We start from the raw sequence: 18,427 nt of genomic DNA, 5'->3' as shown, positions 1-18,427 counted from the left end.
TCAAATCTTTTCTGCTAATTTTTCTAAAAAAGCCTGCCGTTTTTCAGCTGTAGACTGAGAAATATTCCCGAAATTCAACCAACGGCGCTGTCTAGCACCGATAGACTTAAAGGTATGGCCCAACATGGCTTTCTTGACGACATCACCACAGAAATACTTAAGATAGAAGGTCGGTGCTGCAGAGGTAGTAATAGCTAACACCTCTTTAATATTGGTCAAACGACCAACTAACTGGCGAGTTTTGCTCTCCTCGTAAATCTTATTTTTCAAAAAAACCTTATCTTCAAAGCCCTTGACAATAGCTGGCATATCCGCCCACCAGATAGGAAAAATCATGATAAGGCGGTCACAGGACGCAAGAGCTTCCTGATATTTTAAAACTAGTGGGTCTAGTGCCTGCCCTTTATTAAAAAGCGCTAGCTCTTCCTTGGTATAGACTGGATTAAAACCATCCTCATAGAGATCAATCAGTTCATAGGTCTGACCTTTCTTCTCCAACAAGTCCTGAACCTGCTCTAAAATAGCATGGTTAAAGCTTTTATCATAGGGATGTGCATAAACAATGAGATTTTTACTCATATTTGTAACCTCCTAGTAAATCATTGAACATTGAGCGATAAACTTCCTCATCAAAAGGCTCCAAGCCTTTGGCAATAAAATGCCCATAGCCTGTGATGAAGGTGTCCAGCTTGAGCAAAAGAATCTTTTTCTCTTTTTGACTCTCAATAGGCAGCCGATCCAGATAAACCACTGTCTTATTCCCGATTTCCAGAAGCTCACCTTTCCGGTAAGCCTCTGTCGCTACAGGGCTGAAAAAGAGAAAATCCATTATCTGACTGTTAGTTTCATATTCCGATAAAAGAAAGAGTCCTATCTGCCAAATGCAATCCAGAGGATCAGAGACTCCATCTAGATACTGCTCCTCTAAACGCTTAAGGTGCTTCTGGTTTTCCAAAAGACAGACCTGATAGTAAAGTTCCTCCTTATTCTCAAAAGCCTTGTAAAAAGCGCCAGTCGTAACCCCCAGCAGAGATGCCAGTTTCCTCAAGGGGATATTCTGATAGCCATACTCTCTGATAAGCTGGCTTGCCTTCTCAATCATACGGTCGCGCGTTGTTTGTTTTGCCATAAGAACTCCTTTAGATAACTACGTTACCTTTATTTAAAGATAACATAGTTATCTTTTTCTGTCAAGATTTTTCCTATCCTGGGATTTACATTTTCCGGAAAATCCTGTATAATAGTCGAAACGGATAAGTACTATTGGGCACTTTTCAGAAAGTCTGCGGTGGCTGTGAGCAGATAAGGAGAAAATAGGAAATTCTACCGTTAGTTTAAAAATGAATAATTAAGCAAGTGCACTTTTGTGAAGTTGGATGGAACCGCGGCTCTGCCGCTCCAACAGTTTCATAAAGCGCTTTTTATTTTTGGAGGTCCCTATGTTAGATTTAAAACGTATCCGTACAGATTTTGATTCTGTAGCTGAAAAATTGGCTACGCGAGGTGTTGACGCTGCTACGCTTAACCAAATGAAAACCATTGACAAAGAACGTCGGGATTTATTGGTAAAGGTCGAAGAACTCAAGGCAGAGCGCAATACTGTTTCTGCTGAAATTGCCCAAGCTAAACGCAACAAAGAAAATGCAGATGACAAGATTGCTGCCATGCAAAAACTTTCTGCTGAGGTCAAGAACTTAGACGCAACCTTGGCTGAGCTAGACGCTAAGTTGACCGAATTTACTACCACACTGCCGAATATCCCGCACGAAAGTGTTCCTGTCGGAGCAGATGAGGACGAAAACGTCGAAGTTCGTCGCTGGGGTACACCGCGCCAATTTGACTTTGAAGTTAAAGCTCACTGGGATTTGGGTGAAGATCTGGATATCTTGGACTGGGAGCGTGGAGCAAAAGTTACTGGTGCTCGCTTCCTCTTCTATAAGGGCTTGGGAGCAAGACTTGAGCGTGCCATCTACAACTTCATGCTGGACGAGCATGGCAAAGAAGGCTATACCGAAGTTATCACTCCTTACATGGTCAACCACGATTCCATGTTTGGGACTGGGCAATATCCTAAGTTCAAAGAAGATACCTTTGAGCTAAGCGATACCAACTTCGTTCTGATTCCGACTGCTGAAGTTCCACTGACCAACTATTATCGAGACGAAATTCTCGACGGAAAAGAATTGCCAATCTACTTCACCGCTATGAGCCCATCATTCCGCTCTGAAGCGGGCTCTGCTGGTCGTGACACGCGCGGTCTCATTCGTTTGCACCAATTCCACAAGGTTGAAATGGTTAAATTTGCCAAGCCAGAAGAATCTTATCAAGAGCTGGAAAAGATGACTGCCAATGCTGAAAACATCCTGCAAAAGCTGAATCTACCTTACCGCGTTGTAGCACTCTGTACTGGAGATATGGGCTTCTCGGCCGCTAAGACCTATGACTTGGAGGTTTGGATTCCGGCTCAGAACACCTACCGTGAAATCTCTAGTTGCTCTAACACAGAAGATTTCCAAGCTCGTCGAGCTCAAATCCGCTACCGTGACGAAGCAGATGGCAAGGTCAAACTCCTTCATACTCTCAACGGTTCAGGACTGGCTGTCGGACGCACAGTGGCAGCTATCTTAGAAAATTACCAAAATGAAGATGGCTCTGTGACTATCCCAGAAGTTCTGCGTCCGTACATGGGTGGATTAGAAGTTATAGCGCCAAAATAAAAAGCAGATTATCCTGATACTTTGCCTATATCATTAGGTCTATACAAAGACTTATTTTGCTAAAATTAAAAAATCCGAGATCAACTCAGAGAAAATCAAAAACTGGTTTTCAAAGAGTGTCATCTCGGATTTTTTGTTATCTTTCTGGCTCGCAATGAGACTGCATAGTAAAAACAGACATAGAGGACGATTGCGAAAGCTAGCAGAGCTTCTGCATGACTTAGCCAAACAAGCCAGGTCCAACCTAGATAATCAAGTCCCAGTCTCAGAGCAAAAGCTGTATTGACAAGAGGAAAGGTCAAGGCTGACCAGCTAAGCTGAGGACCCAGTCGGAAAATGCGAGGTAAGAGGCATAGGACCAAAAGATAAAAGGCCTGCGATAAGAGGATCAGCAAGGCAACAAACCAACCTTCTGCATCAGAACCAGCCAAACGGATATAACTTCCCAACAGGAGCGAGAAAGGTGCACAGTAAATGGCCCACTGCGGCTTTAAAGCATCAGGCAGTCTTTGTGACCGTCTAACCTTGTAAAACAAGGGATAGAGAATCAAACTCACTAGCAGAGCAAAAAACCAAGCCAAATAGCCCAAAAGCGGCTGATGAACTACACCCTGGGTCAAGCTTGCCATGGCCAAGCCAACATAGAGAACCGTCCAGCTCGGGGTTAAAGATAATCCCTCGGCCTTAAGCACATACTTCCAAGTAAAGTTAGCTATTAGAAAAATATGCAGAAGCAAGGCCATGTACCAAAGCAACTGGCTGATCCAAAATAAGCCAAGCTTGCTTAGGTAAGAAGCTAAAAGCATACTAGCCATAGGATAAGTCGCAAAGCTTGATAAGAAAGGGGCCTTTTGCAAATCCTGCCGATAGTCCGAAAATGACAGCACTAAAGCCAGTGTCAGATAAATCCAAAGTATCAAAGCTAGACCATTCAAGAAGTAGAAAAAGATAGAATGGTAGTTCAGTAAAAGATTAGCTAAGCCAAATAGGCCAAGAATCAACCCAGATAAAAGAATGGGCGGTCGTTTCCTGTTCACGAAGCAACTCCTTTATAGTAATGTCTTGAAGTCCCTTTTCAATGACAATCAAATGTTTGTTTGCCATCATTTCTATGAAACTTCTAAAATATGCCGCAGCTGGACTGCACTCGGTGAGACAATGGGAAGAAAAGCTCCTTCGTTCCAACGGCGAATAAAGCCAGAAGTCGAATTACTCAAATATCCTCTGCCTCCACTAGCCTGCAGCTCCAAGAGCAGACTTTGGGCTACCACATCAACTATATCAATTCGCAGCTGGAAAAGCTCCTTTGGACGCTCAACAAAATAGCCAGGCTGGAGAAGACCTCTATAGAGCTGATCCTGGATTTCAGTCAGAGCAGCCACTTGCTCCTCCCTCTCCTCTCTCAAAATGGAGCGGACTGACAGATTGGCTTCGACCTCCGCCAGAGACTTCTCTGCTAGGCCAAGAGCCAAACCAAACTGATAACCTAGAAAAGCTGGGCGATTTTCTGACAAAAAGGCCTGGGCATCTTGTGCAAGAATCCATTCCTTTTGCAAAGGCACATAATTAAAGGTCAGGGCAGCTGTATTTCCCCCTTGCAAAGATACAAACTCTAAATCCGCTGAACGGGAGAAATTCTCTGCATCAGACGGTACAGCCAGAACCAGCGGCTGGCGGCTCCCGTCTTCGAAACCGGCAACAAATATGCTGAGGAAGCGATCCGCGCGAGCATTGGCTACCCAAGGCAGACGTCCCTTGAGATAAAGATTCCCATCTTCTTCCACAATAGAGACATTTAACTCTTCTAAGTCCGACAGGAATTTAACTGCATTGGACAGGGCTGTCGCACCTGCATATTCCCCTGACAGAAGGCCTTCCAAATAGTGGTCTCTAAAGTAGGGATTAGGAGATTTTAAAATGTTATCAATAAAGGTCCTTTGCCCCCAAGAGATAAAGGAAGCGGTCAAAGAATGGTGAGCTAGCTCCTTGAGCACTTCAATCACATCCGTATCATTGCCACCTCGGCCTCCCAGCTCTTCTGGAACGCCAACCCGAAAGGCTCCTTCAGCGGCGATACGCTCAATCAGTTGGTTACCCGCTGCACAGGATTCTTTGTCAATTTGGTCGGCGTGATTATCCAACCAGTTGATAAATTCTTCTGAAAAAAAAGTCATTTGCCACCTCCTCAAAGACTAGGCATAAGGCTGCAATTCCGGATTAATTGGCGTGTTGGCCAGATTATTGGCATAATTGCAGAGGGTCGCAAGGCTGACACCCAGAACTACATCCAGAACATTCTCATGCGTATAGCCCGCTTCTAGGAAGTCTGCCAAAGCCTCATCTCCGACCCGTCCCTTAGTATTGATGACTGCAATGGTAAATTTAGCAAGTGTATCTAGCTTCGGATCTGTATCAATCGGAGTACGATTGCGCAGAGCCTCCAAAAGATCATCATTCATTTGAATCTGCTTGATTGAAAAGGCTGTATGACCCGCTACACAGAAAGCACAACCGTTGGTAACTGCAGCCGTTATCTGCACTACTTCACGCTCAGTCGGTGTCAGGCTGTTACGGCGATTGATAGCTCCAACCGTCCGATATGTTTCCAAGGCCGTTGGCGCATTGGCCAAAAGACCGATAAGATTGGGAATGTAGCCACCGTTATCTTTTTGAACAGTTTCCAGGACTTCTTTTACCTCGGCTGGTGCGGACTCAATCGTGTGGATAGTAAATTCTGACATATGAAACCTCATTTCTTTTAATTAGAAACTATCTTAACATAGGACCAATGGCTTGTATAATATATATTTTATATAAGTCCTATAAAGAGAATATAATGCGATTTTTCAAACTAAAATATATTACCCTTGTAAGGTGGCTCCACATCAATTTCAAACAAGAATCCGAAACGAGAAAAAGAAGCCTTTTGGCTTCGATTTTTTAATATTTCCTGAATCTCTGGTAGCGATTTTCCAATAATTGCTCCAAGGGTAGCTGAGACAGACTATTCAACTCAGTTGTGATTTCATCTTTCACAGACGCCAGCAATTCATGGTTGTTAAAGCCTCTTTCAGGAATGACCTTGTCCACCACTTCCATCTGCAAGAGCTCGTGTGAAGTAATTTTCATCAGCTCTGCTGCTTCCATAGCGCGGCTGCCGTCTTTCCAGAGGATAGAAGCAAAGCCTTCTGGACTAAGAACTGCATACATAGAGTTTTCCAGCATCCAGACCTTGTCTGCTACAGCCAAAGCCAAGGCACCACCAGAACCACCTTCACCAATGATGATGGCAATAATCGGTACTTTGAGATTGCTCATTTCCATCAAATTGCGGGCAATAGCTTCCCCTTGACCGCGCTCTTCAGCACCGACACCAGGATAGGCTCCTGCCGTATTGATAAAGGTTACCACAGGACGGCCAAATTTTTCCGCCTGCTTCATGAGGCGCAGGGCCTTACGGTAGCCTTCCGGATGCGGCTGTCCAAAGTTTCGTCGCAAATTATCCTGCAAATTACGGCCTTTTTGAATACCGACCACTGTTACAGGCTGACCGTTTAGCGTCCCAATACCACCAATCACCGCACCGTCATCTCGAAAAGAGCGATCCCCATGCAGCTCGACGAAGTTATCAAAAATTCCTTGTGCAAAATCCAGCGCAGTCAAACGAGCCTGATCACGCGCTTCTTTAATAATCCGAGTGATTTTTGTCATGCTTGACCTCCATGGAATGCTAATAAGGTAGCAAGTGTATCTCTCACGTCACCACGCTTGACGATGGCATCTACAAAACCATGCTCCATGAGAAATTCAGCCTTTTGAAAATCATCTGGCAGCTTCTCACGAACAGTGGATTCAATGACCCGACGCCCTGCAAATCCGACCAGAGCCTGTGTTTCGGCCAGAATAATATCACCCTCCATAGCAAAAGAGGCTGTGACACCACCAGTTGTTGGATCCGTCAAGACGGTCAGATAGAAGAGGCCTGCAGCAGAGTGCCGCTGAACAGCCGCAGAGACCTTAGCCATCTGCATCAAGCTCATAATGCCCTCCTGCATGCGGGCACCGCCAGAAGCTGTAAACAGAACGACTGGCAATTTATGCTCTGTCGCATACTCAAAGAGACGGGTAATCTTTTCACCCACAACTGTCCCCATAGAAGCCATGATAAAGTTTGAATCCATGATTCCAAGAGCCACTTTATGCCCCTTGATGCAAGCTGTCCCCGTCAGAACTGCCTCATCTAAACCTGTCTTCTCGCGGGTAAGTGCTAATTTCTCCTGATAGTTAGGGAAGTTCAGAGGATCTTTGGTTTCAATTCCAGTGAACATCTCCTCAAAACTGTTCTCATCCACAGTTAGATTTAAGCGCTCATGAGCAGAAATACGGAAATTATAGCCACAGTTAGGACACACACTGTCATTCCCAAGATCTTTTTGGTAAATAGTATGCTTACAACCTGGGCATTTCGAAAAGAGTTCGTCTGGTACCTCAGGCTTTGCTTGAGGCTTTTCCCGACTCGCTCGATTAGGATTGATACGGATATATTTATCCTTCTTTGAAAACAAAGCCATCGTTTACGTCTTCTCCTTTTCAAGATTTTATACTCAGGCACATCAAACAGCAAGAGCCACTGTCTTTCAAGTTTACAGAGCAGCTCTTACATGTCGTATCTATTGTTTCTCTTGATAAGCCGGAAGGAACTTCTCCATGAGAAAGGCTGTATCATAATCACCAGCAATTACATTAGGATCTGATATTAAGTCCAGTTGGAAGCCACTGTTGGTCACAACACCGTCAATTTCTAGTTCATAGAGTGCACGTTGCATCTTCATGAGAGCATCGAAGCGATTTTCTCCGTGAACAATTATCTTCGCAATCATGCTATCGTAGTAAGGCGGAATGGTATAACCAGGATAGACGGCTGAGTCCACGCGCAGCCCCACTCCACCGCTTGGTAGATAAACATTTGAAATCTTACCAGGACTCGGTGCAAAGTTAAAGGCTGGATTTTCAGCATTAATCCGACACTCAATCGCATGCCCTCGGATTTCAACATCATCTTGACTGAAGGACAGTTCTTGACCGTTTGCGATCTTAATTTGCTCTTTTACAATATCCACACCAGTGACAAACTCGGTGACTGGATGCTCAACCTGCACCCGAGTGTTCATCTCCATAAAGTAGAATTCACCCTTGGCTTCATCAAGCAGAAACTCAATCGTTCCAGCATTTTCATAGCCGACAGACTGAGCAGCCCGAACGGCTGCTTCACCAATCTGCTGACGTAGGGTTTTCCCAATCGCCACAGATGGACTTTCTTCCAGTACTTTCTGATTATTACGCTGCAAAGAGCAATCCCGCTCGCCCAAGTGAACCACATGCCCCTGCTGATCTGCCAAGATCTGCACTTCAATATGGCGCGCTGGATAGATGACTCGCTCCATATACATGGCACCATTACCAAAGGCCGCTTTGGCTTCGCTAGACGCAGACTCAAAGGCCGCTACTAAATCCTCAGCCTTTTCAACCTTACGAATGCCCTTGCCGCCGCCACCAGCAGAAGCTTTAAGCATGACTGGATAACCAATCTTTTCGGCAACTTCCAAAGCTTCTTCAGAGGTATGAACTTCTCCATCAGAACCTGGGATAACTGGTACTTTCGCTTTAATCATCTGAGCCCGAGCATTAATCTTGTCCCCCATCATGTCCATAACAGCACCTGAAGGCCCAATAAACTTAATGCCGACTTCTTCGCACATGGTCGCAAATTTAGAGTTTTCACTCAAAAAACCAAAACCAGGATGAATGGCTTCTGCACCTGTCAGAACAGCGGCAGACAGGACTGCGTTCATATTTAGATAAGAATCGGTGGACTTGGCTGGACCGATGCAGACAGCCTCATCAGCCAGTAGGGTATGGAGTGCTTCCTTGTCAGCCGTTGAATAAATAGCTACCGTATCAATTCCCAACTCGCGGGCTGCACGAATAATTCTGACCGCAATTTCCCCACGGTTAGCAATTAAAATTTTACGAAACATGGTGAAAGCTCCTTTTATCTACTGGCCAATCGCAAAGGTCAAGGTACCGCTGGCTGCAAGTTTTCCATCAACTTCTGCTTTCGCCTCTACAACCGCAATGGTTCCGCGACGCTTAACAAACTTAGCTGTCATAATCAGTTGATCACCTGGTACAACTTGCTTCTTGAACTTAACCTTATCCATGCCAGCGTAGAAGACTAATTTGCCCTTGTTTTCATCTTTAGACAATTCCAGCACACCGGCTGTTTGAGCCAGAGCTTCCATGATCAAGACACCTGGCATGACAGGGTATTGAGGAAAATGTCCATTAAAGAAAGGCTCATTGACTGTCACATTTTTCAGAGCAACAATCTCATCTTCACTAACTTCCAAAACTCGGTCTACCAAAAGCATTGGGTAGCGATGCGGAAGTGCTTCTTTTATTGCATTGATATCAATCATTTGATGCGTACCAGCCCTTTCCCAAATTCAACCATTTCTTCATTCTGAACCAGAATTTCTGTAACCAGACCATCTTTAGGTGCTGGAACTTCATTCATGACCTTCATCGCTTCAATAATCATCAGGGTTTGACCTTTTTTAACTTGGTCTCCAACTGCCACAAACGGCGGCTTGTCTGGACCAGCTGCTAAGTAAGCCACACCAACCAAAGGACTTTCTACAACATCCCCTTCAGCAGCAGGTGCCGGAGCTGCTGACGCTGTTTCAGGCTCTGCAGACGGAGCTGCTTGAGGAGTTGGCTCAATCACAGGTGCACTCGCAGCCTGCAAAGGTGCAGCAATTGGAGCTGCACTAGCTGTTGGAACTGCAGCCTGCCCTTCATTCTTACTAAAAGTCAGTTCATCGCTCTGATTTTTGTAAGAAAACTCACGCAGACTAGACTGGTCAAACTGCGCCATTAAATCTTTAATTTCGTTGATATTCATAGGTTTTTAAGCCTCCCAGCGTTTAAAGGCAAGAACGGCATTGTGCCCGCCAAAGCCAAATGTATTGGAAATCGCATAAGGGATTTCCTGTTCCTTACCTTGACCGTAAATAACGTTGGCTTCAATATAGTCTGGCAGCTCTGTTGTACCAGCTGTTTTTGGCACATAGCTATGACGCATTGCTTCAATCGTCGCAATAGCCTCAACCGCGCCCGCTGCACCGAGCAGATGTCCTGTAAAGGATTTAGTAGAAGACACTGCTACATCTTTACCAAAGACAGAAACAATGGCTCCGCTTTCGCCTTTTTCGTTAGCAGGAGTTGATGTACCATGAGCATTGACATAAGCTACATCTTTCGGCTCAATTTCAGCTTCTTCAACCGCCTGTTTGATAGCCTTGATAGCGCCCAAACCTTCTGGATGCGGAGAAGTCATATGGTAAGCGTCACAAGTATGACCGTATCCCACCACCTCAGCCAGGATAGTAGCTCCGCGTTTCTCAGCATGTTCCAAACTTTCCAGAACCAGCATACCAGAACCTTCACCCATGACAAAACCATTGCGATCCTTGTCAAAAGGAATAGAAGCACGCTTAGGATCTTCTGTGGTAGAAAGAGCAGTCAGAGCCTGGAAACCAGCAATCGCAAACGGCGTAATAGAAGCTTCTGAACCACCGACCAGCATTACATCTTGATAACCGAATTTAATTGAGCGGAAAGCTTCACCAATCGCATCGTTTGCTGAGGCACAGGCCGTATTGACAGACTTACAGATACCATTGGCTCCAAAGCGCATCGCTACATTTCCTGCCCCCATATTTGGCAGGGCTTTTGGCAAGGTCAAAGGTTTGATACGTTTAGGACCTTTTTCATGCAAGCGAACAACCTGCTCTTCAATTTCCTGAATCCCACCGATACCTGAAGCCACAATGACACCAAAGCGATCCTTATCCAACGCATCTACATCTAAGTGAGCATTGTTGACCGCTTCTTGAGAAGCATAAATCGCATAAAGTGTGTAATTATCATAACGATTGGTATCTTTTTTGACAAAGTATTTATCAAAAGGGAAATCCTGAATTTCCGCCGCATTGTGAACACTGTATTCACTATGATCAAATTTAGTAATTGGACCGATTCCAATATTGCCTTCTTTTAAATTATTCCAGAATTCTTCTGGAGTATTTCCGATAGGTGAAGTTAAACCGTATCCTGTTACAACAACTCGATTAAGTTTCATATTGAGCTCCTTTATTTAGATGAATCAACTGATTTTCTACTCGTTAATATTCAAAAACTGTGACTTACTGCATAGTAAAGCCGCCATCAATTGTGATGACTTGACCCGTCAGATATTCTTGACCTGCCAAGAAGAGAGCAACATCTGCTACTTCTTCTGGAGTACCAAAACGCTTCATCGGAATGAGCGCCAGAGACGCTTCCTTGATTTTTTCTGGGAGCACATCTGTCATATCAGATGCGATAAAGCCAGGGGCAATGCAGTTAACACGGATATTTCGCGCTGCCACTTCACGGGCTACTGACTTAGAAAAACCAATCAGACCGGCCTTGGAAGCTGCATAGTTTGCCTGACCGATATTTCCAGCCAAACCAACGACACTCGATAGGTTGATAATAGCACCCTGACGAGCTTTTGTCATCGGTTTCAGGACTGATTGTGTCATATTGAATGTTCCAGTCAAGTTCACTTTCAGCACCTGCTCAAAATCTTCTTCCGTCATTTTCAGCATGAGCTTATCACGGGTAATACCAGCATTATTGACCAATACATCAACAGACCCCAGAGCCGCAACAGCTTCTTCCACTATCCGCTGAGCATCCGCAGATTTAGACACATCCCCAATAACAGCTACGACTTTACCAGAATAGCCGGCAAATTCAGCCAAAATATCATCAGAAATCCCGCTTAGTCCGTTTAAGATAACATTGGCTCCGACACTGGCAAATTTATGCGCAATTGCCAGCCCAATCCCACGAGCGGACCCTGTAATTAACACATTCTTGTTTTGTAATTCCATGATGATTCCTCATTATTTTTCTAGAAGAGCATTCAAACTTTCTACATCTTCAACTTGGCGTACATCCGCAGATTTATCAATTTTCTTAATAAAACCAGACAGGACTTTGCCAGGACCGATTTCGATAAATTCAGTCACACCAGCTTCCTGCATCTTAGCAATGCTGTCATAAAAGCGCACTGGCTCCATTACCTGACGAGTCAAAAGCTCATTGACTCTTTCTTTTTCCATCACAGTTGCTTCAGTATTTCCGACTAATGGCCGTACAAAATCTGAAAACTCAACTGTTTCTAAGACTTCTGCCAATCGTTCACTGGCTGGCTTTAAAAGCGCCGTATGGAAAGGTCCAGATACATTGAGCGGGATTAAGCGCTTGACACCGGCATCTTTCAAAAGCTCCACAGCCTTACCTACCGCTGCGACTTCACCGCCAATAACAATCTGACTAGGCGTATTATAGTTAGCTGGTGAGACTACACCAATAGCACTTGCTTCTTGACAGACCGCTTCAATGAGAGAAACCTCAGCATTTAAAACAGCGACCATTTTCCCAGAACCTGCTGGAGCTGCCTCTTCCATAAAGCTACCGCGTTTAGCAACCAAAGCCACCGCCGTCTTAAAATCAATAGCGCCAGCAGCTACCAAAGCAGAATATTCTCCAAGCGAGAGACCTGCTACCATATCAGGCTCGATTCCCTTATCAGCCAAGAGCCGATAAATAGCTACTGAAGTCGTTAAAATAGCCGGTTGCGTGTAGCGAGTTTGATTGAGCTTTTCCTCATCCTGATCGATCAAAGCTCGGACATCATAGCCTAGAACTTGGCTAGCCTCATCAAAAGTTGACCGCACAAGCTCATACTGATCATAAAGCTCACGCCCCATTCCAAGGTACTGCGCTCCCTGACCGGCAAAGAGAAAGGCTCTTTTAGTCATTTCTAGTTACTCCTGCCCAACGTTTCGCTTCCTGCTGAATCTTCTCAGCAGCACCATAGTAGATATCTTTGAGGATCTCTTCGACTGTTTCTTCCTTACTGATTAAACCAGCAATTTGACCAGACATGACGGAACCATTTTCCACATCTCCGCGAACAACCGCATTGGCCAAAGCACCAGCTCCAAGATTTTCAAAAACAGTCAAATCTGGATTTTCTTGCTTAAAGGCTTCTTTTTCTGCCTTTTCGAAATCACGCGTTAGCTTATTCTTGATAGCACGAACCGCATGACCGAAATGCTGGGCAGAGATAGTTGTATCAATATCGCGAGCCTTCAAAATCATATCCTTGTAGTTCTGATGGGCATTCGATTCCTTAGCAACGACAAAGCGAGTTCCGACCTGAACGGCCTCCGCTCCCAGCATAAATCCAGCTGCAGCCCCAGAACCATCAGCAATACCACCAGCAGCAATCACCGGAATGCTAACAGCTTCTGCAACCTGACGAACCAAGGACATGGTCGTCAATTTTCCGATGTGACCACCGGCTTCCATACCTTCTGCAATGACTGCATCCGCACCGATTTTTTCCATCCGCTTAGCCAAGGCCACACTTGGAACTACAGGGATAACTGTAATCCCCGCTTCATGGAAACGTGCCATGTGCTTGCTTGGATTACCTGCACCAGTTGTTACTACTTTTACTCCCTCTTCAATGACGAGATCCACAATGTCGTCTGCAAAAGGAGAAAGGAGCATGATGTTAACTCCGAAAGGACGGTCCGTCAAAGACTTAATCTTGTCAATATTTGCCTTTACTACTTCCTTAGGTGCATTTCCGCCACCGATGATACCAAGACCACCAGCTTTTGAAACTGCACCAGCCAAGTCGCCGTCAGCAACCCAGGCCATTCCGCCTTGGAAAATAGGGTAATCAATGTTCAATAATTCTGTAATACGTGTTTGCATAATACCTTCCTTTTATCATTGCTTAAGTAATAGCTTGATTTCAAACTACCACACGCTAGATGTATTTTCTTTACTTTGACAGTCAAACTATTACCTAAACAAGAGAGAATATCTTTCGATACTCTCAGTTACTTGCTTATTTAGTTTTTTCTTCTACATAAGCAACCAAATCACCAACTGTGTTCAAACCTTCTTCAGTTTCGATTTGGATGTCAAATGCATCTTCAATTTCTGAAATCACTTGGAACAAGTCCAATGAATCTGCTTCAAGATCATCGAAAGTTGACTCAAGAGTAACTTCTGATGGCTCTTTGCCAAGTTCTTCAACGATAATTTCTTGTACTTTTTCAAATACTGCCATGGATAGACTCCTTTAAAAATAAAATATTTTTTATCATGTGTTTCCACTTGATTAACTAAATTGTAACAATAAGCGTGCCCCATGTCAAACCTCCACCGAAACCTGACATCAAAATTGTCTGATTTCCGTTCAGTTTGATCAGTCCTTGCTCCACACACTCAGATAATAAAATCGGGATGCTAGCAGCGCTAGTATTGCCATATTCCATCATATTGGCTGGAAGTTTCTCCCGCGCAACACCAAGCTTCTTAGCCATTTTATCCAAAATACGGATATTGGCCTGATGCAGCAACAGAAAATCCAAATCTTCCGCTGAAAGCTGACTGCTTTCAATGGTTTCCCTGATAGAACGAGCAACATCACGAATAGCAAAGTCGAAAATAGCTCTACCGTCCATTGTCAGATAAGGCTGATTCTCACCCTTTTCAGAAAAAGGTGAAGACAAACCGATTTTTCCGCAGGTCAGACTATCTCCGCGAGATCCGTCTGTAAACTGACTTTCTGCCAAAAAATGCTGTTCTGAAGCACTTTCCAACAGTACACCGCCAGCACCATCTCCAAAGAGAACCGCTGTTGAACGATCTGACCAATCTACCGTCTTAGAGAGAGTTTCACTTCCTATGATCAGACCTTTTTGATAACGACCTGAAGAAATAAATTTTTCCCCAGTAGATAGTGCGAAGATAAAGCCACTGCAGGCTGCTGTCAAATCAAAGGCAAATGCATTCTTAGCACCGATATTTGCCTGTACTCTAGCAGCTGTTGAAGGCATTAAAGAATCCGGCGTAATAGTGGCAACAATGATAAAGTCCAGGTCCTGAGCAGGAATCCCTGACTTTTGCAGCAAATTCTCTGCTACTTTTGTAGCTAAATCACTTGTCGTTTCATCTGACGATAAATGGCGGTTTTTAATCCCAGTTCGACTTGAAATCCACTCATCACTGGTATCCATAATCTCGGCTAGATCATCATTGCTGACAACCTGACGGGGAGCATAATGAGCCACCTGGCTAATCTTAGCATAGTTCATTATTTCAAATCCTCTAGGAAACTATATAAATTTTGCAGGCCCTTTTGCATCACTTGTCTCTCTTCTGGACTCATCCCATCCACTACCTGCATGACCATGCGGTTGTGGAATCGCTTGTGAAGACGATACAAAAGCCGTCCATTCTTTGTCAAATTCAGATGCACCACACGACGGTCAACTTCCGACCGACGTCTCTCAATATACCCCTTACGCTCCAGATTATTCAAACTGGTCGTAACAGTTCCCAAAGTAACCATCAATTCTCGTGATATATCACTTGGAGTAGCATTTGGGGTTGTACCGATGACATCTATCGTATGCATTTCCTTAATGGAGACGTCGTTGAAGCGACTGCTTCTTAGGCTCGATTCTTCAATAACCAAGACATTATTGAAAATAGACGTTAAGTAATCATTTACTAACTGAAAATTCAAAACCAACCCTCCTTAAGAAAATACTTTGACAATCAAATTTTATCAGATAGAAAAGTAATTTGCAAGCTTTTTTGAAAATTAATTTGATTTTCAAATATTTTCGTAAACAACTTACAAATTAAGCAACCTTGAACCAATATATTATTTACCTGTGAAATTTGGACGACGCTTCTCAGAGTGTGCCCGAACTCCCTCTTTGAAATCTTCTGTGAAAGCCAGCGATTTCTGTAGTTCCAACTCTAGCTCAGCATACTCAGACCAGCCGCTGAACAGACTCTTCCAGACCATTTCTTTCATGGCTCTGTAAGAATTTAGAGAGCCACGTTTCAGCTTCTTCAGCAACTGTTCCGTTGTTTTTTCCAACTTTTCTGCTTCACAGACTTTATAAAGCAAGCCGTAATCCAGAGCTTTCTCTGCAGTCAGAGCTTCCCCAGTCATAACCAGATGGGTCGCCCTAGTCACCCCGATAGCACGAGTCAGTAAGTAAAGACCGCCAGCATCTGGCGCCAGACCAACCCCAACAAAGGCCTGAATGAAACGGGATTTTTCAGTGGCAATGCAGAAATCTGCTGCAACGACCATATTAGCAGCTGCACCAGCAACAGGGCCATCAACACTCATGATAACCGGCTTAGGCAAACGCTTCATAGCAAAGGAAATATCATTCACCAGTTCCGCGATTTTCACCAAGGATTGGACATCATCATCACTGACAGCTCTCTGCATCTCAGCCAAATCCCCACCCACTGAAAAAACCTTGCCATTAGCATTGATAACTAAAAATTTGACGGACTCATCCTTAGCAGCAAGTTCAATAGCCTCTAAAATTTCCTCGCACATAGGAATATTAAAGCCATTTGAAACTTCAGGGCGATTAAAAGTAATCGTTGCTACCTCATCTGCTACGTGATAGAGAATTCCATTAAATGTCATTTCAGCTCCATTCCCGACCCGATTTCAAATCAGCCGTTTTGTTTTATTCTTAAATAATTTGATATTCAAATTATACACAACTTATATTTTATCATAAAATATAAAAGAAAGGAAATAAAAAATGGGAAAAATTAGATGGTCTTCAAATTTAAAGTGTAAAAGCAATATTATGGATAAAAATAGTATAAAAACAGCGTTTGAATAATTTTCAGAATTTTGTTATAATTTTTAAAATAAGATAGGAGAACCTATGAAAGTTGTAAAATTTGGCGGAAGTTCACTGGCTTCTGCGACTCAATTAGAAAAAGTTTTGAATATTGTCAAATCTGATCCTGAACGTCGGTTTGTTGTAGTATCAGCGCCAGGAAAACGCCACGATGACGATATCAAAGTAACCGATGCTCTGATTAAATACTACCGAGAGTACATAGCAGGAAATGATGTCACACCAAATCAACAGTGGATTATCAATCGCTATGCAGATATGGTGGCAGAACTTGGTTTGAAACCAAAAGTTCTGGAGAAAATTTCCAAAAGCATCACAAGCCTTGCAACTTTGCCAATTGAAGATAACGCATTTCTTTATGATACTTTTCTTGCTGCAGGAGAAAACAACAATGCCAAATTAATTGCAGCTTATTTCAGTCAAAATGGCGTTCCAGCTAGCTACGTTCATCCGAGAGAAGCAGGACTCGTCGTTTCCAGTGAACCTGGCAATGCAAGAATTCTTCCTTCCAGCTATGATAAGATTGAAGAACTCAACAATTCTGATGAAGTTCTAGTTATTCCTGGTTTCTTTGGTGTAACTCAAGATGGACAAATCTGTACTTTCTCTCGCGGAGGTTCTGATATTACGGGCTCTATCATTGCTGCGGGAGTCAAAGCAGATGTCTATGAAAACTTTACTGATGTTGACGGAATCTTTGCTGCCCATCCCGGCATCGTTCACAAACCACATTCCATTCCTGAGCTAACCTATCGGGAAATGCGTGAATTGGCCTACGCTGGCTTTACAGTTCTCCATGATGAAGCTCTGCTTCCAGCTTACCGCGGCAAAATCCCGCTGGTTATTAAAAATACCAACAATCCAGAACATCCTGGAACACAAATTGTTCATAAACATAGCAAGGATCACCTCCCGGTCGTTGGGATTGCTGGAGATGCTGGCTTTGTCAGCATTAACATGTCCAAGTACCTGATGAACAGAGAAATCGGCTTTGGTAGACGTGTCCTTCAAATTCTAGAAGATTTGAATATTGGTTGGGAGCACATGCCTACAGGAATTGATGACCTTTCCATTATCTTGCGCGAGCGCGAATTAACTCCTATCAAAGAGGAAGAAATCCTTCGCCAGCTTGTTCAAAAAGCAGAGGTTGATCATGCAGAAATCGAACACAACCTTTCCATTATCATGATTGTCGGCGAAAAAATGAAAAGCCATATCGGGGTTACTGCCGCTGCAACTAAAGCTCTTTCAGAAAATAACATCAACATTCAAATGATGTCCCAAGGCTCAAGCGAAGTATCCATCATGTTTGTTGTTGAAAAAAATCAAGAAAAAGCTGCTATTCGTGCACTTTACCGAGCTTTCTTTGAACCCCAAACTCTAAAGTAAGTCCAGATTTAGAAACCATTTTTATCAAACAAACTCTGATCAAAAAAGCAGAAACTAGTCACTGACTAACTTCTGCTTTTTTCATTCAACTATAAAGAATACAAAGTCAAACTTTAGAATACACTAAGAACTAATAGAAGTTTCATAGCTCATCAATAAGACTATAGAATACCTTGTCTCCAGTATATTCTATCACTAAAAATAAAAAGAGGTAAAAACCTCTTTGAAACTCCGCCAGTAGGACTCGAACCTACGACATCATGATTAACAGTCATGCGCTACTACCAACTGAGCTATGGCGGATAACTGCTAAGCGACTACCATATCTCACAGGGGGCAACCCCCAACTACTTCCGGCGTTCTAGGGCTTAACTGCTGTGTTCGGCATGGGTACAGGTGTATCTCCTAGGCTATCGTCACTTAACTATTGAATTA

General features: G+C 43.7%; 20 protein-coding genes, 1 tRNA gene and 1 rRNA gene. 2 read left to right on the top strand and 20 right to left on the bottom strand.

Annotated features, from left to right (window positions below):
• Complete coding sequence (locus PCY71_RS13515; RefSeq protein ID WP_002893583.1) at nt 1-579, bottom strand: NAD(P)H-dependent oxidoreductase; 579 nt, start codon at nt 577-579, stop codon at nt 1-3.
• On the bottom strand, nt 572-1,129 hold the full coding sequence (locus PCY71_RS13510) for a TetR/AcrR family transcriptional regulator (RefSeq protein ID WP_002903320.1): 558 nt from the start codon (nt 1,127-1,129) through the stop codon (nt 572-574). Before PCY71_RS13510 ends, PCY71_RS13515 begins: the two co-directional genes overlap by 8 nt.
• A gap of 310 nt (nt 1,130-1,439) precedes the next feature.
• Between PCY71_RS13510 and serS the strand changes: the two genes are divergently transcribed.
• The gene (gene serS / locus PCY71_RS13505; protein ID WP_301412764.1) at nt 1,440-2,717 is read left to right on the top strand and encodes a serine--tRNA ligase; all 1,278 of its coding nucleotides are present in this window, start codon (nt 1,440-1,442) and stop codon (nt 2,715-2,717) included.
• Between the two features lie 119 nt (nt 2,718-2,836).
• On the opposite strand, the gene PCY71_RS13500 is transcribed toward serS, so the two are convergent.
• The 16 genes from PCY71_RS13500 to PCY71_RS13425 all read right to left on the bottom strand — a co-directional run bounded on the left by PCY71_RS13500 (nt 2,837) and on the right by PCY71_RS13425 (nt 16,377).
• Nucleotides 2,837-3,754, bottom strand: coding sequence for a TDT family transporter (locus PCY71_RS13500; protein WP_301412763.1), 918 nt, complete (start codon nt 3,752-3,754; stop codon nt 2,837-2,839).
• Between the two features lie 72 nt (nt 3,755-3,826).
• Nucleotides 3,827-4,891 carry an acyl-CoA dehydrogenase family protein gene (locus tag PCY71_RS13495; RefSeq protein WP_301412762.1) on the bottom strand — a complete coding sequence of 355 codons (1,065 nt, stop codon included), beginning with the start codon at nt 4,889-4,891 and terminating at the stop codon, nt 3,827-3,829.
• A gap of 18 nt (nt 4,892-4,909) precedes the next feature.
• Nucleotides 4,910-5,458, bottom strand: coding sequence for a carboxymuconolactone decarboxylase family protein (locus PCY71_RS13490; RefSeq protein ID WP_301412761.1), 549 nt, complete (start codon nt 5,456-5,458; stop codon nt 4,910-4,912).
• A gap of 199 nt (nt 5,459-5,657) precedes the next feature.
• Entirely contained in the window at nt 5,658-6,428 is a 771-nt protein-coding gene (locus tag PCY71_RS13485; RefSeq protein WP_301412760.1) for an acetyl-CoA carboxylase carboxyl transferase subunit alpha, read from the bottom strand.
• Nucleotides 6,425-7,288: an acetyl-CoA carboxylase, carboxyltransferase subunit beta gene (accD, locus tag PCY71_RS13480; protein WP_301412759.1), complete on the bottom strand. Its 864-nt coding sequence runs from the start codon at nt 7,286-7,288 to the stop codon at nt 6,425-6,427. Before accD ends, PCY71_RS13485 begins: the two co-directional genes overlap by 4 nt.
• Before the next feature lie 99 nt (nt 7,289-7,387).
• Nucleotides 7,388-8,755, bottom strand: a complete 1,368-nt coding sequence (locus tag PCY71_RS13475; protein ID WP_002908096.1) for an acetyl-CoA carboxylase biotin carboxylase subunit — start codon at nt 8,753-8,755, stop codon at nt 7,388-7,390.
• An 18-nt stretch (nt 8,756-8,773) separates the two neighbouring features.
• Entirely contained in the window at nt 8,774-9,196 is a 423-nt protein-coding gene (fabZ, locus tag PCY71_RS13470; RefSeq protein WP_002908094.1) for a 3-hydroxyacyl-ACP dehydratase FabZ, read from the bottom strand.
• Entirely contained in the window at nt 9,193-9,681 is a 489-nt protein-coding gene (gene accB, locus PCY71_RS13465) for an acetyl-CoA carboxylase biotin carboxyl carrier protein (RefSeq protein WP_301412758.1), read from the bottom strand. Before accB ends, fabZ begins: the two co-directional genes overlap by 4 nt.
• Before the next feature lie 6 nt (nt 9,682-9,687).
• Nucleotides 9,688-10,920, bottom strand: coding sequence for a beta-ketoacyl-ACP synthase II (fabF, locus tag PCY71_RS13460; RefSeq protein ID WP_002893606.1), 1,233 nt, complete (start codon nt 10,918-10,920; stop codon nt 9,688-9,690).
• 64 nt (nt 10,921-10,984) lie between these two features.
• On the bottom strand, nt 10,985-11,719 hold the full coding sequence (gene fabG / locus PCY71_RS13455; protein ID WP_002893608.1) for a 3-oxoacyl-[acyl-carrier-protein] reductase: 735 nt from the start codon (nt 11,717-11,719) through the stop codon (nt 10,985-10,987).
• Nucleotides 11,720-11,731: 12 nt separating this feature from the next.
• On the bottom strand, nt 11,732-12,652 hold the full coding sequence (gene fabD / locus PCY71_RS13450) for an ACP S-malonyltransferase (RefSeq protein WP_301412757.1): 921 nt from the start codon (nt 12,650-12,652) through the stop codon (nt 11,732-11,734).
• Nucleotides 12,645-13,619, bottom strand: a complete 975-nt coding sequence (gene fabK / locus PCY71_RS13445; RefSeq protein ID WP_002896881.1) for an enoyl-[acyl-carrier-protein] reductase FabK — start codon at nt 13,617-13,619, stop codon at nt 12,645-12,647. Before fabK ends, fabD begins: the two co-directional genes overlap by 8 nt.
• A 136-nt stretch (nt 13,620-13,755) precedes the next feature.
• On the bottom strand, nt 13,756-13,980 hold the full coding sequence (locus PCY71_RS13440; RefSeq protein ID WP_002893611.1) for an acyl carrier protein: 225 nt from the start codon (nt 13,978-13,980) through the stop codon (nt 13,756-13,758).
• A 55-nt stretch (nt 13,981-14,035) separates the two neighbouring features.
• Entirely contained in the window at nt 14,036-15,010 is a 975-nt protein-coding gene (locus tag PCY71_RS13435; RefSeq protein WP_301412756.1) for a beta-ketoacyl-ACP synthase III, read from the bottom strand.
• Nucleotides 15,010-15,444: a MarR family winged helix-turn-helix transcriptional regulator gene (locus PCY71_RS13430; protein ID WP_002901186.1), complete on the bottom strand. Its 435-nt coding sequence runs from the start codon at nt 15,442-15,444 to the stop codon at nt 15,010-15,012. Before PCY71_RS13430 ends, PCY71_RS13435 begins: the two co-directional genes overlap by 1 nt.
• A 141-nt stretch (nt 15,445-15,585) precedes the next feature.
• On the bottom strand, nt 15,586-16,377 hold the full coding sequence (locus PCY71_RS13425) for an enoyl-CoA hydratase (RefSeq protein WP_002901188.1): 792 nt from the start codon (nt 16,375-16,377) through the stop codon (nt 15,586-15,588).
• Nucleotides 16,378-16,627: 250 nt separating this feature from the next.
• Here PCY71_RS13425 and PCY71_RS13420 point away from each other — a divergent pair, with 250 nt between their 5' ends.
• A complete protein-coding gene (locus tag PCY71_RS13420) occupies nt 16,628-17,992 on the top strand; it encodes an aspartate kinase (protein WP_002901191.1) in 1,365 nt (454 codons plus the stop codon).
• 229 nt (nt 17,993-18,221) lie between these two features.
• On the opposite strand, the gene PCY71_RS13415 is transcribed toward PCY71_RS13420, so the two are convergent.
• Together PCY71_RS13415 and rrf are read right to left on the bottom strand one after the other, a co-directional pair.
• Nucleotides 18,222-18,295 (bottom strand) — tRNA-Asn (locus PCY71_RS13415).
• Nucleotides 18,296-18,300: 5 nt separating this feature from the next.
• Nucleotides 18,301-18,416 (bottom strand): 5S ribosomal RNA (gene rrf / locus PCY71_RS13410).
• Nucleotides 18,417-18,427: the final 11 nt, after the last annotated feature.

This window comes from Streptococcus sp. SN3, assembly GCF_030439905.1.
The sequence above is the reverse complement of the archived record's forward strand: the minus strand, read 5'-3'. Positions and strand labels throughout refer to the sequence as shown.